Origin of the sequence: Spirosoma sp., from assembly GCF_026391055.1 — a bacterium.
Classification (GTDB): Bacteria; Bacteroidota; Bacteroidia; order Cytophagales; family Spirosomataceae; genus Spirosoma.
In genome coordinates this window covers 648,277-663,127 of the sequence record NZ_JAPLET010000026.1, presented here as the reverse complement: position 1 = coordinate 663,127, position 14,851 = coordinate 648,277, and the positions used below count along the sequence as shown (strand labels likewise).

Sequence of the window (14,851 nt, the reverse complement as noted above, 5' to 3'; positions counted from 1 at the left end):
TTACCCCCGGGCTAAAATTAGGTAAGGTTTAGCAAAGGTTTCATATAAGCGGATTAATTAATTCCTTATTTCAACGCTTTGGTAACTTTTCTATAACTTCCTGATATTCCGTCTCAACAGCACGTAGCCGTTCCTGACAAAAGGTAATCAGCTCACTGGCTAACCGAATTTTGCCGGGTAGTTCATCCAGTGGAACCTGCTCATTTTCAATTTCATTGACCAGCGTAGTAAGTTGGTCATATGCATCCTGATAAGTCATAGTTGGTCAATGGTTGTCAGTTGGTAGCCAGGAGCGAACAGTCGTTCAGCAACAACGATTTACGAATGGCTAACGACTATATTGATACTTCCGTCATACATCTGTACCTGAAGTATTTCGTTGGGTTGAACATCGGTAATTTGAGTGAGTATTCGACCATTACGCAGCAACAGCGCATATCCACGACGCAGTACATTTGACGGGTCGAGGTGGCGCAGGGTAACAACTTTCTCGGCCAGGTTTGTGTGACAGGCTCGAAAGTAAGTCTGGGAAACAAACCGAAGCCGCTCCGTCTCCCGGTCAAGATCTTCCCGGGCTGTTTGAAAAGCCTCGCGGGTTACGACGCGTAACCGCTCCCGCAGAAGCAGGCAGTTCTCTTCAAATTGCCGATTGTGTTCAATCAAAAAAGCAGCCGCTTTAGTGGGTGTTTTCACACTTTGGTGGCACAGCAGGTCCGTAATACTGACGTTGCGTTCGTGACCAATTCCCGCCAGAACCGGAATCGGAAAGCCAGCCACAGTGTGTCCTATCAGATAGGTGTCGAACGAGCCAAAGTCCAGTTGTGATCCCCCACCACGTACAATAACAACGGCATCGTAAATCAACTCACTGCTTCGAATGCGTTCCAACTGGCTGCAAATGGCCCGCTCGGCTCCCTGGCCCTGTACCTGGGTTAGGTATTCATCGACAACGAAGTCATAACCGAACGGATTTTGAGCCAACTCATGCCGAAAGTCGCGCCAGCCGTCCGAGTTGGGCGCTGTAATCAGCGCCAGTCTCTGCATAACAGACGGACGGGGAAGCAGTTGGTTAGCCGTTATATACTGCCCAGCTTCGAGCCAAACCAAGTCCGGGTGCTTCTGAACGAGCGTGTCGAGTACCTGTTGCCGTTCGCGTTCCAAGTTGCCGAGGGTATACGACGGGTCGATTTTAAGGATTTCGAGCCGTAACCCGTATACCGGGCTGAAACTGACGGACACCAGCAGTAACAACTGAATATTTCGGGCGAAAGCTACGCCTGTCTCCCGTTCGAAATCGCTGATCGTGTGGTAGTTCTTTCGCCACACACAAGCATCGAGTTTAGCCAGCGTATCGCGGCCCGAAGTGCCACCGGTAGCATCTCGTTCAACCAGTGTCAGGAAGCAATACCCTCGATCCGGATAATTTTTAATGTCACTGGTTTCGGCCACTACCCACACGGCTTTCTGTCCGAAGGCTTCGTCAATGACGGCTTCGAGGGTAAAAGCTAAATCAGAAAGGCGGATGGGAGACATAATCAATGAGTGAATGATAGAATGAGTAAATAAGTGAATGGTCAGGTTGCTGTGAAAAGACTGGAATAGTTATTCACTCATTCACTCATTTAGGCATTCTATCATTGAGTTAAAGTCCTTCAAACTGACGCAGGAAACGCACGTCGTTTTCTGTATACAGGCGCAGGTCGTTTACTACATATTTCAACTGCGTAATGCGTTCGATCCCCATACCAAAGGCAAAACCTGTATATTCTTCGGGGTCAATACCGCAATTGGCAATAACCTGTGGGTCAACCATACCCGAACCTGCAATCTCGACCCAACCCGAGTGTTTGCAGATATTGCAGCCTTTACCGCCACAAATCTGACACGAAATGTCGATTTCGGCGCTTGGCTCGGTGAATGGGAAGTAAGAGGGCCGGAAACGGATCTGTGTACCGGGCTCAAACATTTCCTTTACAAAGTGATACAGGGTGTCTTTCAGGTCTTTAAAACCCACGTTCCGGTCAATGTAAATGCCTTCAACCTGATGGAACATACAGTGTGCCCGCGCCGAAATCGTTTCGTTACGGTAAACGCGGCCCGGCATGATGGACCGAATAGGAGGCTTTTGCCGTTCCATCAACCGAATTTGTACATTCGACGTGTGGGTACGGAGCAACATATCTGACGGAGCCCCTTCGGTCATTTTCTCCACAAAAAACGTGTCCTGCATATCGCGGGCCGGGTGGTTGTCCGGGAAGTTCAGGGCACCAAAGTTATACCAGTCCGATTCGATCTCAGGGCCGTCGGCAACGTTAAAGCCAATGCGCTCGAAAATCTGGATAATACGCTGACGAACCAGACTGAGCGGGTGTTGAGTACCGGTTAAGTTGGGTATGGTCGGTAGAGTAAGGTCGACAGGAGGGGCACTGCTGGCGGCTGTTCGTTGCTCTTCAACCAGTTGGTTGAACATGTCGAAGCGTTCCTGAGCAAAGTTTTTCAACCCGTTCAATTCCTGTCCAACCGTACGCCGGTCAGCTTGGGGAACACTTTTCAGCCCCTCAAATAATTCGGTTATAACGCCTTTACGGCTAATAAATCGCATACGAAACTGTTCCAGCTGTTCCGGCGATTTGATGTCAAACTGTTCAATCTCCTGGTGGATGTCCTTTACTTTATCCAGCATATACTATGTGTTTCACTACTTGGTAGAACAAAGGTACATAAAACTGTGCAGAGGAGTTGAGGCTCTTGACGGTGGTTGGGGTCCGTATCGCTTAATTGCCCGGGGAGAAATTGTACAATTCCAAGCGTCGATTAGAGCCGATTTCTTTATTATTCGGTAAAACTCTACTGACAACTAATGAATTGAGTGTAAAATATGAACAATTTATCGTATTTCAAGAACTAGGTCTGATTGTTGTAAATGTAATAAGTATAATCGGGGATACAAAGGTCGCTTTTTATAGCCAAAACGACTTATTAAGTCTCTGATAATCAGCAGGAAACTATTAATAAACAATTATCTCATAAAACGATTATGAACGCATTCGCTAACGACTCTCTTTTCGAACCTATGTCTAGGCCTTTCCACAAAAGTGTGGAAAAAATTGCCGATTCCACTTGTTTGCAAAAGCTTCTCATACCGTTTTATGATCGCAAACGGACTGTTTCTGTAGACGAAATCGTCCGGTTGGAAGGTTGCGGCAACTATACCAATTTCTTTTTGAAAGATGGTACAAAAATGTTGGTCTCCCGCACGCTAAAAGAATACGAAACACTTCTCGATGGACAGGCATTTGTACGTGTACACAAATCCTGTATTGTTAATTTGGTTTTTGTGCGCAAATTCTTCATTAAAAAAGAAGGCGAACTTGAACTTACAGATGGTCAGCAAGTAAAAATCTCTCGTCGCCGGGCGCAGGTTTTTATGGACCGTATTCGTGATTTTCAGCCTGTAGTAGTAAGTTAATAATTAGTGCCGATTTCCCACAAAAAATGTGGGAAATACACAGTCTGCGTAACCGCGTAGTTTTACGCATAGAGTTGAGTACATTCACCCGAAGAAAAGAGGAGTCTAAACTCTAATGGCCTGATTTACAACTGGTTGAAGTTTTCCTTCGGCCCTTGTTCATCAGGCCATCCTTTTTGGGAAAGCGGGTATGAGGTAGTTTTGTTTCATCGGTCAGCAACTCAGACACTGAACATAAACTATTCTCTACTATGGAATCTCCAGTTTTTTCCTCGACCCAGCCACTTGCCGTTGTTCCTCAATTTCCAACGTCTTATCAGCGTGGTTCACAGCGCATTGCACTGCCTTATCTGAATCGCACAATTTTCATCTCGGTTGATGACATACTGTGTCTTCAGGGTGAAGGAAATTATACGTTCCTGCACACACGGGATCGTAAACGCTATCTGGTTTCGAAGACCCTTAAAGAGTTTGAGAAAACGCTGGATGGTACCATGTTTCTGCGTATTCACAAATCTTATATTGTTAACCTGGCTTACGTTCAACGGAGCATTTTCAACCGCGAACGTCAGGTACGTATGGCCGATGGTCGTGAGGTAGCCATCTCAAGGCGCCGGATGAAAGACATTTCTCAACGCCTTGCCCAGTACTGGCTTCGGTTACTGAATTAAGTAAGTTAAAAGAGTCGATAGGTCGGTAAGTGGCTACGCCCAAGTCGGTAAGTGCTGACGCGAAAACAAATCGTTCGCATCAGCACTTACCGACTTGGGCGTAGCCACTTACCGACTGACTAATTTAAAACAGTTTGTACGCCAGCGTAATCTGCCATGATTTTAGGCGTTGGCTGAATTTGCCCTGGCTATCTTCAATTTGAGCAATGTCGGACAGATTGCCTTCATAACGCACATCAATTCCAAGCGAACCAAGATCCAGGCCACCACCTACCTGATAACCATAATAGGCTTTGGACCAGGCATCATTAAGACTGCCACTGGTATACTGACTCAGTGCCTGCCCCAGTTTCTGATTATCGTCGATTCGGAAAGAAACAACCGGACCGGCCATTACCCGAATGGGCCCACCTTTAATACCCAGCAGCAGCGGAACATCAAAACTTGTGGTCTTCACCGTAACCGTTTCTGTTTGCCCATTGCGAATAACGCCAAACTGGCCCGAACGTGTCGAGTACAGTAACTCAGGTTGAATAAACAGGTTTTTACCAAAGCGCGTATAAATACCGAACGAGGTACCCGTTTTGCTATCGAAACTATCACTTAAGTTATTCCGAAAGGTTTGCCCGTCAATATTTACCGTTGGTGCGCCGGTTCCACTCGTTCCGGTTCGAATGAAGTTGCCAAAACTCAGTTTGGATAAATTGACACCGCCTTTAATACCAATCTGGAAACCACCCTGTGCAAATGACAGAGCTGGCAGCATAGCGAGCGAAGCGAAAAGCAGGATTTTTTTCATGTGTAGCTGTGTAAATAAGATATTGATAGGTAAACGTAAATTGGGGCAACACGGTACTTTGCATCAACTTATTTCGAGTGAATGGCGTTCTGTAAAGGATGCCCGGGTAACTAAAACTGCCGCGTTTCTGAGCTTTGATGCATTCGTACAGCACTAGTTTAATCGCATCAGAAATTAGTTGTCCGTTCCTGCACATTATTGCCTTACATACGTATAATGGCCAAGTTAAAAACTACTTTTTTTTGCCAGAGTTGCGGAAACCAGTCCGCCAAATGGATGGGCCGCTGCCCGGCCTGTGGCGAATGGAACACCATCGTTGAAGAAGTCGTCCAGAAAGATGAACCCGAAAAAGGGGGCTGGCGCAGCCCATCGGCCGGGCCGGGCGGCCTGAAGATAGCCGCTAAGCCCAAAGCGATTCACGCCATCAATTACGAAGAACAACCCCGTGTGACGACCACCGATGGGGAACTGAATCGGGTACTGGGCGGTGGTATTGTGGCTGGCTCGCTTGTATTAATTGGTGGAGAACCGGGCATCGGCAAGTCAACCCTGCTGTTGCAAATTGCACTGAGTCTGGCCGGATTGCGGGTACTGTATGTATCCGGCGAAGAAAGTGAACAGCAAATAAAAATGCGGGCCGAACGCCTGGACGCACCCACCAGCGATTGCCACGTGATGACCGAGACTTCGACGCAGAATATCTTCCGGGTGGTCGAGCATTTTGAGCCGGAAGTGCTCATCATTGACTCCATTCAAACCATGCAGTCGTCGCTGGTAGAATCGGGGGCGGGGAGTGTTTCTCAAGTGCGTGAATGCACGGCCGAGTTTATGAAATATGCCAAAGAGAGTGGTGTGCCGGTATTCATGATTGGCCACATCACCAAAGAAGGATCGCTGGCCGGCCCGAAGGTGCTCGAACACATGGTCGATACGGTACTGACCTTTGAAGGCGATCGCCACACCACCTACCGTATTCTTCGGACGACGAAAAACCGTTTTGGCAGCACGGATGAACTGGGAATCTACGAAATGCTCGGTTCCGGGCTCCGGCAGGTAACCAATCCGTCCGAAATCCTGATTTCGCAACGCGACGAAGCCTTGAGTGGCGTTACCATCGGGTCGATGCTGGAAGGCAACCGACCCCTCATGATTGAATCTCAGGCGCTGGTGAGCGTAGCAACCTACGGCACCCCCCAGCGAAGCAGCACCGGTTTCGATGCCAAACGGCTCAATATGCTACTGGCTGTGCTGGAAAAGCGCGGAGGCTTCCGACTGGGTCAGCAGGACGTGTTCCTGAACATTGCCGGTGGACTTCGGGTAGAAGACCCGGCTATCGATCTGGCCGTTTGTGCCGCCATTGTGTCGAGTTACGAGGATATTGCCATTCCGCCCTCCGTGGCCTTTGCCGCCGAAATCGGGTTAGGCGGTGAGGTGCGGGCCGTGAGCCGGATCGAATCGCGCATTGCTGAAGCCGAAAAACTGGGCTTTAAGAAGATGTTCATTTCCAAATACAACTTGAAAGGACTCGATACGAAAAGTTATAAAATCGACATCCATCCCGTTTCCCGACTGGATGAGGTTTTTCAGGGTGTTTTGATGTAGTGGTACTCGGAAAATGATTCATTCACAAATCCGTTCCCAACTATTTATCGTAGCTATAGTTCTACTTAGTAAATCGAATTACTCGACAAATCTTAAAACGTTATGAGCTACATTAAAGCAGGAACCGATGCCTTTGGGAATGACATTAAACTCTTTTATCAGGATTTAGGTACCAGCACGGCCGGATCAACGGTTGTACTAATTCACGGCTGGCCTCTGAGCCACGAAATGTGGGATTATCAACTGGCAGAATTGCCTGCTCATGGTCTGCGTGTAGTAGCCTACGACCGCCGTGGTTTTGGGAAGTCGAGTCAGCCTTGGGATGGATATGATTATGATACTCTGGCCGACGATCTGAAAGCAGTACTCGACGAATTGAACCTCCAGAATGTAACCTTGGTCGGTTTTTCGATGGGTGGTGGCGAAGTAGCCCGCTACATGAGCCGTCATGGGGGCGCACGCGTAGCCAAGGTGGCTTTCGTAAGCGCGGTAACGCCTTATCTCCTTAAAACGGAAGACAACCCGGATGGCGTCGATAAAGACGTCTTTGACGAAATCACCGAAAACATACAGAAAGACCGGGCTGCTTTTCTGCAAACATTTGGCAAGCAGTTTTACGGTGTAAACCTCATTAGCAAGCCCGTTAGTCAGGCGCATCTGGACGGCGACTTTGCCCGTGCCTATGTAGCTTCTCATAAGGCGACGCTCGAATGCGCGAAGTCATTTGCTGAAACCGATTTTCGGGATGATTTGACCCAGATTCAGGTACCTGCCCTGATCATTCACGGCGATTCCGATAAAACGGTACCTATCGAAGCGTCGGGTGAACGAACCGCCAACGCGTTGCCTAACGCCCAGTACCTTGTGTACGATGGCGCTCCACACGGCTTATTCGTTACCGAGAAAGACCGTCTGACGGAGGATCTGCTTTCGTTTATTCAGGAAGGCGTATCAGTTCGCGAGTCTGTTGGTACAACTACCTTGTATTAATTAAGCAATCAAGATCAAATAGCTTAGGTTACTTTTTGTCATGCTGACGCAGAAAGCAGCTTCGGTAAAGGCATTATGGCTGCTGGAGAAGATGTTTCCTGCGTCAGCATAACAAATTCGCTCTATCAAAAATACTCTAGTGTACTTTAGCTGGCCTACTTATCTAAGTGATTTTCTTTGAACGCAGAGACACGGAGAATACAGGGATTAAATGACCAAAAATTATTTTTTGACCTTTGTACTCTCTATGCCTCTGTATTTGAAAAAACCTGCTTAGTGACGTGTCAAGTCGTAGCTGTTTTTTAGTGTCGGCTTTGCTTTACAGAAAACCAAACAGCCCCCTTTCGTGAGAGAGGGGGCTGTTTTTTTGAGGAAGGCCTGTTTTATAGACGACGGTACGTTTTGACGTAGCCGGAGGGCGTCTGGCCGGTAATGTCCTTAAACTGGCGGTTAAAATTCGATAAGGTTCTGAAGCCGCTCTCAAAACTGATTTGAGTGATGTTTAGCTTGCCGTTCATGAGCAGCTTACAGGCATGACCGATACGAACCTCCGAAACGAACTCCGAAAACGTTTTATTGGCCCTGGCTTTAAAATACCGACAAAAGGCCGGCGATGTCATACCCGCCAGATCGGCAACGGTATCCAGACTGAGATCGTCCGGGAAGTGCCCCAGTACATAGTCATGAACCAGTTGCATCCGGTCTGTTTCGGCGGGTTTGACTGTGTTCGTATAACCCGGACTGGTCAGATAGCGAAAGTCGGAAGCCAGCGTAAGATCGTTCAGGAGCGTTAGTAGACTGATAACGCGCTGAAATCCCACGGGTTGTTTTGATAAATTCTTTAAGGCAGTCGCAGTTTGTCCACGCGTTGCCCCCATCCATTCCAGCCCCTGCCGCGACTGATTCAATAACTGCCGCAATGGAGCCATTTCCTGTTTTTCGAAGAAATCCGGACCCAGAAAGTCTTCCGTGAAATAGACGACAATGCCACGCGTAATCAACTCGTCTGGAGTTGAAGACAGTTGCCTATCAAAATACACCTGATCACTGCGCCAAAGGTGAGGTAAGTTCGGGCCTAGGAAAACCAGGTCGCCGGGGCCAAAGGGCTTTATCGAATCGCCAATAAAGCGGGTTCCCGTACCTTTTTCTACCAGAAATAACTGATAATGGGGATGGAAGTGCCAGTTTGGGTCGAAATGGGGCTCCACCAATTCTTTTACGATGAATGAAGCCGCAACGGGTTCAAGGTCTTTGCGTAGAGGCTGTTTCACTCAATTGCTGATTTTTAACACAAATAACGTGTATTTTTTATAATACGTGTAAAAATAAAGTCGGTATTCGGCAAGAAAAGCCAAAACGCAAATTTAGCTACTATTTATATTTGTTTAATTTTTTATGGAACGAATATGAATAAGTTAGGAATGAATATGTTCGTCTGGACGATGTCTATGGACGAAGACTTATCCGATACATTTGATTTTCTGAAAAGGAGCGGCTTCGACTTTGTTGAGCTGCCGGTAAACGATGTCAGCCTTGATAAATGGCATCGCATTGGCCAGCAACTAAGCGAGTTAGGTATGGGCGTACAAACGTGTACGATATGCGGCCCCGAACACAGTCTGATCAGTCCTGACGAGGCCGTGCGGCAGGCAAGCGTTGCTTATCTGAAGCAAGTTGTCGACTGCTCGCGAGCTGCTGGTTCCTCTATTTTGATGGGTCCGGTATACGCAGGGTTTAAGGAGTTCACCGGTAAGCCTGCTACGGCCGAGGAGTGGAACTGGTCGGTTATGGGTATGCGTGAGGTGGCCGAATATGCCCAAACCCAGGGCGTTACGCTTGCCATCGAGTACCTGAATCGGTTTGAAGTATACCTGCTCACTTGCGCCGATGAGGTAATTCGCTACGTTGAAGATGTCAATCATCCTAATTGCCGGGTTGCCTTCGACACCTTTCACGCAAACATGGAGGAGAAAAACATAGGGGCTGCCTTACGGAGGTGTGCCCCTTATCTGGTTCATGTCCAGATTTCGGAGAATGACCGTTCTACACCGGGGCAGGGCCATATTAATTTCGAGGAAGTGTTTGCCGTCTTGCAGGACGTCGGGTATGAAGGTCCGATTGCCATTGAAGCTTTTGGCCCAAACCCGCCCGAACTGGCTTCGGCAACGCACATATTCAGGCCCATGTTCGAGTCACCTGAGCAGTTAGCGGTCGACGGACTCGCTTTCATAAAAAGCCAGCTGGCACAGGCCGTTCCTGTCGGAAGTGACGAATAAACGAAACAAGCTCTTCAGACCGTTTTTATCAGATGCTGCAAACGGTTCCGGGCGAGGATAAATTATACATCTTAAGCTTTACCGCCGACCATCCTGGTCGGTACTACTCATGAAACTAAACATCGCTATTGTTGGCCTCGGTTTTGGGGCCGAATTCATTCCCATTTACCAACGGCACCCGAACACAAACATGTACGCGATTTGCCAACGCAACGTCGAAAAGCTGAACGAAATTGGCGATGCCTATGGCATTGAAAAGCGGTACAGTAACTACGATGAACTGCTGGCCGACCCGGATGTCGATGCGGTACACATCAACTCGCCCATTCCTAACCATGCCGAGCAAAGCCTGAAAGCCTTGCGGGCAGGTAAGCATGTAGCCTGTACCGTGCCGATGGCTACAACGGTGGAGGAGTGTCTGGAAATCGTAAAAGCCTGCAAGGAATCGGGCAAAAAGTACATGATGATGGAGACGGTGGTATATAGCCGCGAGTTTCTGTTCGTTAAAGAATTGTATGAAACAGGTGAACTGGGCAAGGTGCAGTTCCTGAAAGCCAGCCACCAGCAGGATATGGACGGATGGCCTGACTACTGGCCGGGTTTACCGCCCATGCACTACGCAACCCACTGCGTAGGTCCCGTAGCCGGGTTGCTCAAACTCGAAGCGGATTATGTGTCCTGCTTCGGTTCGGGAACGATTCGTGAGGAGCTGGCCAAGATTCACAACTCGCCGTTTGCGGTGGAGTCGGCGCATATTAAGTTCAAAGACAGCGATTTGTCGGCCTATGTGTACCGGTCGCTGTTCGACGTAGCCCGGCAATACCGGGAAAGTTTCGAAGTATATGGCGATAAAAAATCGTTTGAGTGGCAACTGATCGAAGATGAACAGCCTGTCATTCATACCGCCAAGAAGCCGGAACCGGAGATTCCTGAAAAAGTAACAGTACCCGATTATGCACGGTTGTTACCGGCCGAAATTGCCGGGTTCACCACCAAAGGGGTGTACGATGCCGACGAGCAGCAACACCTGTCGTTTACGCAGGGTGGTGGTCATGGTGGCTCACACCCGCACATGGTTCACGAGTTTGTTTCGGCCATTATTGAGGACCGTGAGCCCTTCCCGAACGCAGCCCAGTCTGCCAACTGGACAAGCGTTGGTATACTGGCGCATGAATCTGCTTTACAGGGTGGGAAGCTGATTAAGTTACCGGATTTTAACCTATAACGCCACCTGTCCGGGCGGCTATTGATATAGTCTATGAAAAAAATACTCACAGCAATTGGGGTAGTTGTGGCTCTCGCCCAATGTGCCCGCCAATCGGCTCCCAACACGGCTGTCCGGCAGGAGTCGACGAAATCGAGCCAGTCGGCTCCCCGCCGGACGGAGATTCTGTTCCTGGGCGATAACGGTCATCACCGCCCCATCGAACGGGTGCCGGAAATCATGGCCGCACTGGGTGATAAAGGCATCAATATCACCTATACCGATAAGTTGGAAGATTTGAATGCTGACAATCTGAACAAGTATGACGGTTTGTTGATCTTTGCCAACTGGGACAGCATTGGAAAGCCGCAGGAAAAGGCGTTGCTCGACTATGTGTCGTCGGGTAAAGGGTTGATTCCGGTTCACTGTGCCTCGTATTGCTTCCGGAATTCTTCTGAATACGTCGACAAAGTTGTTGGCGGTCAGTTCTGGCGGCATAAAATGGATACTATCCAGACGCGCTTTACCCAGCCGAATAACCCAATCGTAGCGGGTTTGCCGTCGTTTAAGGCGTACGACGAAACTTACCTGCACAGCCATTTACAAGCCGACAATAATGTACTTGCAGTTCGGGATATTAAAGCCAGTCAGGCATCGGACAAGCCGGGGGTTAAAGAAGAACCGTATACCTGGACTCGGCAATACGGCAAAGGACGGGTATTCTACACGGCTTATGGCCACGATGAGCGGACCTGGAGCCAGCCCGGATTTCAGCAGTTGCTGGAACGGGGTATTTTATGGGCTGTAGGCGACAAAGTAAAAAAGCTGCACGATGACCTGAAACCACAGCCGTTTGCGTACCACGAAGCTAACCTGCCGAACTACGAAAAACGCCCTGGTGTACAGTTGCAGCAAAAGCCGCTTTCGCCGGAAGAGTCGATGAAGCACATTCAGGTACCGGTCGATTTCACCCTCGATCTGTTTGCCCATGAACCAAACGTGATGCACCCCATTGCCCTGACCTGGGACGAACGCGGACGGCTGTATGCGCTGATCACGAAAGACTATCCGAACGAGCGCAAACCCGAAGGCGGCTCGGACTACATCGTGATCTGCGAAGACACGGATAAAGACGGTAAAGCGGACAAGTTCACGAACTTCGCCGAGGGGCTGAGCATTCCAACCGGGATGACCTTCGGCAATGGCGGCCTGTACGTATCGCAGGCACCGCATATGCTGTTTTTACAGGATACCAACGGCGATGATAAAGCCGATGTAAAGAAGATTGTCTTTACGGGGTTCGGTACGTACGACACCCACGCCGGACCGAGCAATTTGCACTATGGTTTCGATAACTGGATCTGGGGAAGCGTAGGTTACTCAGGCTTCAAAGGAAAAGTTGGTGCCGATAGCGTGAAGTTTTCGCAGGGCTTTTTCCGATTCAAACCAGATGGGTCGCAACTCGAATACGTAACCAGCACCTCCAATAACACATGGGGCCTTGGCTTTACCGAAACGGGCGACATTTTCGGGTCGACGGCCAACAACTCGCACGGCTGGTACATGGCCATTCCGAATCGCTATTTCCACGGTGCTCCCCACATCCGGGAGAATGGCAGCCGCAGTACAGATACCCACAAGGATATGAAACCTATCACCGAAAAAGTACGTCAGGTAGACGTGTTTGGTGGGTTTACGGCAGCGGCCGGGCATAATTTTTACACGGCGCGGGCTTTCCCGAAAAAATACTGGAACAACATTGCGTTCGTTGCTGAGCCAACCGGGCATATTCTGCACCAGAACGTAATGCAGAAAAGCGGTACCAACTACGAAGATGCCGAAGGGTTTAACCTGATGGCCGGTGCCGACGAATGGTTTGCGCCCGTATTTGCCGAAGTAGGCCCCGATGGTGCCGTTTGGGTAGTTGACTGGTATAGTTTCATCATTCAACACAACCCCACGCCTAAAGGAGCGACAAACGGGTCGGGCAACGCTTATGAAACGCCTTTACGCGATTTTACCCACGGTCGAATCTACCGCGTCGGGTACAAAAACGCTCCAGGCTATACGCCACTGACGCTGAGCAAAAACCGCCCTGAGGAGTTGGTCGCTACGCTGAAAAACACGAATATGTTCTGGCGGATGGCGGCACAGCGTCTGCTCATCGAGCGGAATAACAAAGATGTTGTACCGCAGCTGATTGCGCTTGTGAACGATAAGTCGGTGGATGAGATTGGCATTAATCCGGCCGCTATCCATGCGCTCTGGACCTTACACGGATTGGGCGCTTTGAACGGGTCGGATGCTAACGCAATCACGGCCGTTAAGCAGGCACTGAAACATCCGGTTGCCAGCGTTCGGAAAACCGCCATTCAGGTGTTGCCACCAACCAGCGAAGCCGCCAGCGTGTTGCTGGAAAACAACCTGCTGAACGACCAGGAGCCGTTAGTTGTGCTAAATACCTTGTTGAAATTTACCGAAGCACCACAGAGCAAAACGGTGCAGCAAGCTATTCTGGCCCGTCTGGATAAAGCCAGCGAAACCAACGACCGCTGGTTACCCGATGCGTTTGCCTGCGCCCTGACCGGCAATGATGGACAATTGCTCAAAACATACCTGAAGCAGGTGGCTGTAAATTCACCCGCGCCAACTAAACCGGCGCATGACATGAGCACCCACGCCGACAAAGGACACGGCCCCAGTGCCCCAATGCCTAAAACGGCATCGGCCCCCACTGGTAATCAGCCGGACCTGATTGTAGCTGCCATTCGGACAACGCCCGAATCGCCATCGGTTCGGGAAGGTGCCCGCATTTTTGTTGATGTGACCAACGCGGGAGGAGTAGCCATTCCGGAAGGCGTAGCCATTCCAATGACCGTTCGTATCGAAGGGCCTAAAGGAGAGCTGGAAGGAGCCAAAATCAACTTCGTGAGCGTGACCCATAATACGGGCATCAAACCCGGCGAAACGGTCACTATCAGTAAGTCAAATAATGGCCCCTGGGTTGGTGATATGGGTGTACAGTTTGAGCGGGCTGGTGAGTACACCATTTCGGTAATGCTCAATCGCGAAAACACCATTGCCGAAAGCAACGAGCAAAACAACAATGCCACGCATACCTTAACCTACCGCGCTCCGCAAAGCCTGAGCGCTTACGCGCTGGAACGGGCCACGCGCAGCTATGCGTCGGTCGCGCCCGTCGACTCCGTGATTGCCTTACTGCGCCAGACCCAGAAATTGGACCCTGCGCAGAGCGAAGCCATCGTGAAGGGTGTTTCGGAAGGCTGGAATATGAAGCAGACCGCGCAGGTTCGTGAGGCTGATAAGTCATTCCTTGCTAGCCTGACCGGCAGCGTATCCGCTGATAACCGCACTCGTCTGGGGCGGCTCTACGAAGCCTGGGGCCTGACAAAGAGCGAGCCCGTCGATCCAAACGTAGAAGTGATTCGGATGAAGACAATACGTGAAGAGATGCGTTTCGACAAGAAAGAGTTTACCGTAACGGCAGGCAAGCAGGTGGAGATTGTTCTGGAGAATCCGGATGCCATGCAGCATAACCTAGTGATTGGTAAGCCCAAAAGCATGGAGATCATTGGCATTGCTGCCGACAAGCTGATTACGGCAAAAGACGGGGCTGAGAAAAACTACGTTCCGTCCATTTCTCAGGTTATTGCTGCTACCCCCCTGGTGAACCCCGATCAAACGTTCCGGCTTAAGTTTACCGCTCCGGCAACTCCCGGCGATTATCCGTTTGTCTGTACATTCCCCGGCCACTGGCGCATAATGAATGGCGTAATGAAGGTTACGAAAGCCAGCGTGGGACTTAATGCGAAATAACGC

Annotated in this window: 12 protein-coding genes; 7 read left to right on the top strand and 5 right to left on the bottom strand. The window is 49.7% G+C overall.

What is annotated here, in order from left to right:
* Nucleotides 1–70: 70 nt before the first annotated feature.
* The 3 genes from xseB to pheS form a co-directional block, all read right to left on the bottom strand.
* Nucleotides 71–259, bottom strand: coding sequence for an exodeoxyribonuclease VII small subunit (gene xseB, locus NT073_RS26200; protein WP_012925116.1), 189 nt, complete (start codon nt 257–259; stop codon nt 71–73).
* A 59-nt stretch (nt 260–318) separates the two neighbouring features.
* Nucleotides 319–1,533 carry an exodeoxyribonuclease VII large subunit gene (locus NT073_RS26195; protein ID WP_297379579.1) on the bottom strand — a complete coding sequence of 405 codons (1,215 nt, stop codon included), beginning with the start codon at nt 1,531–1,533 and terminating at the stop codon, nt 319–321.
* A gap of 109 nt (nt 1,534–1,642) precedes the next feature.
* Nucleotides 1,643–2,683: a phenylalanine--tRNA ligase subunit alpha gene (gene pheS / locus NT073_RS26190; RefSeq protein WP_297379577.1), complete on the bottom strand. Its 1,041-nt coding sequence runs from the start codon at nt 2,681–2,683 to the stop codon at nt 1,643–1,645.
* 354 nt (nt 2,684–3,037) lie between these two features.
* Between pheS and NT073_RS26185 the strand changes: the two genes are divergently transcribed.
* Both NT073_RS26185 and NT073_RS26180 read left to right on the top strand, forming a co-directional pair.
* Nucleotides 3,038–3,469, top strand: a complete 432-nt coding sequence (locus tag NT073_RS26185; RefSeq protein WP_297379575.1) for a LytTR family DNA-binding domain-containing protein — start codon at nt 3,038–3,040, stop codon at nt 3,467–3,469.
* Nucleotides 3,470–3,720: 251 nt separating this feature from the next.
* Nucleotides 3,721–4,140, top strand: a complete 420-nt coding sequence (locus tag NT073_RS26180) for a LytTR family DNA-binding domain-containing protein (protein ID WP_297379572.1) — start codon at nt 3,721–3,723, stop codon at nt 4,138–4,140.
* Nucleotides 4,141–4,264: 124 nt separating this feature from the next.
* Here NT073_RS26180 and NT073_RS26175 read toward each other — a convergent pair whose 3' ends face one another.
* Entirely contained in the window at nt 4,265–4,939 is a 675-nt protein-coding gene (locus NT073_RS26175) for an outer membrane beta-barrel protein (RefSeq protein WP_297379570.1), read from the bottom strand.
* Nucleotides 4,940–5,155: 216 nt separating this feature from the next.
* Between NT073_RS26175 and radA the strand changes: the two genes are divergently transcribed.
* Both radA and NT073_RS26165 read left to right on the top strand, forming a co-directional pair.
* Complete coding sequence (gene radA / locus NT073_RS26170) at nt 5,156–6,541, top strand: DNA repair protein RadA (RefSeq protein ID WP_297379567.1); 1,386 nt, start codon at nt 5,156–5,158, stop codon at nt 6,539–6,541.
* 102 nt (nt 6,542–6,643) lie between these two features.
* Complete coding sequence (locus NT073_RS26165) at nt 6,644–7,531, top strand: alpha/beta hydrolase (RefSeq protein WP_297379564.1); 888 nt, start codon at nt 6,644–6,646, stop codon at nt 7,529–7,531.
* A gap of 383 nt (nt 7,532–7,914) precedes the next feature.
* Here NT073_RS26165 and NT073_RS26160 read toward each other — a convergent pair whose 3' ends face one another.
* Entirely contained in the window at nt 7,915–8,802 is an 888-nt protein-coding gene (locus NT073_RS26160; RefSeq protein WP_297379561.1) for an AraC family transcriptional regulator, read from the bottom strand.
* A 135-nt stretch (nt 8,803–8,937) separates the two neighbouring features.
* Between NT073_RS26160 and NT073_RS26155 the strand changes: the two genes are divergently transcribed.
* The 3 genes from NT073_RS26155 to NT073_RS26145 all read left to right on the top strand — a co-directional run bounded on the left by NT073_RS26155 (nt 8,938) and on the right by NT073_RS26145 (nt 14,848).
* Nucleotides 8,938–9,807, top strand: coding sequence for a sugar phosphate isomerase/epimerase family protein (locus tag NT073_RS26155; RefSeq protein WP_297379558.1), 870 nt, complete (start codon nt 8,938–8,940; stop codon nt 9,805–9,807).
* Nucleotides 9,808–9,916: 109 nt separating this feature from the next.
* Nucleotides 9,917–11,032, top strand: coding sequence for a Gfo/Idh/MocA family oxidoreductase (locus NT073_RS26150; RefSeq protein ID WP_297379555.1), 1,116 nt, complete (start codon nt 9,917–9,919; stop codon nt 11,030–11,032).
* A gap of 33 nt (nt 11,033–11,065) precedes the next feature.
* Entirely contained in the window at nt 11,066–14,848 is a 3,783-nt protein-coding gene (locus NT073_RS26145) for a PVC-type heme-binding CxxCH protein (RefSeq protein WP_297379552.1), read from the top strand.
* Nucleotides 14,849–14,851: the final 3 nt, after the last annotated feature.

Excerpts from the sequence above, each read along its gene's own strand:
- xseB (WP_012925116.1), bottom strand. The coding sequence starts at position 259 with ATGACTTATCAGGATGCATATGACCAACTTACTACGCTGGTCAATGAA.
- NT073_RS26195 (WP_297379579.1), bottom strand. The coding sequence starts at position 1,533 with ATGTCTCCCATCCGCCTTTCTGATTTAGCTTTTACCCTCGAAGCCGTC.
- pheS (WP_297379577.1), bottom strand. The coding sequence starts at position 2,683 with ATGCTGGATAAAGTAAAGGACATCCACCAGGAGATTGAACAGTTTGAC.
- NT073_RS26185 (WP_297379575.1), top strand. The coding sequence starts at position 3,038 with ATGAACGCATTCGCTAACGACTCTCTTTTCGAACCTATGTCTAGGCCT.
- NT073_RS26180 (WP_297379572.1), top strand. The coding sequence starts at position 3,721 with ATGGAATCTCCAGTTTTTTCCTCGACCCAGCCACTTGCCGTTGTTCCT.
- NT073_RS26175 (WP_297379570.1), bottom strand. The coding sequence starts at position 4,939 with ATGAAAAAAATCCTGCTTTTCGCTTCGCTCGCTATGCTGCCAGCTCTG.
- radA (WP_297379567.1), top strand. The coding sequence starts at position 5,156 with ATGGCCAAGTTAAAAACTACTTTTTTTTGCCAGAGTTGCGGAAACCAG.
- NT073_RS26165 (WP_297379564.1), top strand. The coding sequence starts at position 6,644 with ATGAGCTACATTAAAGCAGGAACCGATGCCTTTGGGAATGACATTAAA.
- NT073_RS26155 (WP_297379558.1), top strand. The coding sequence starts at position 8,938 with ATGAATAAGTTAGGAATGAATATGTTCGTCTGGACGATGTCTATGGAC.
- NT073_RS26150 (WP_297379555.1), top strand. The coding sequence starts at position 9,917 with ATGAAACTAAACATCGCTATTGTTGGCCTCGGTTTTGGGGCCGAATTC.
- NT073_RS26145 (WP_297379552.1), top strand. The coding sequence starts at position 11,066 with ATGAAAAAAATACTCACAGCAATTGGGGTAGTTGTGGCTCTCGCCCAA.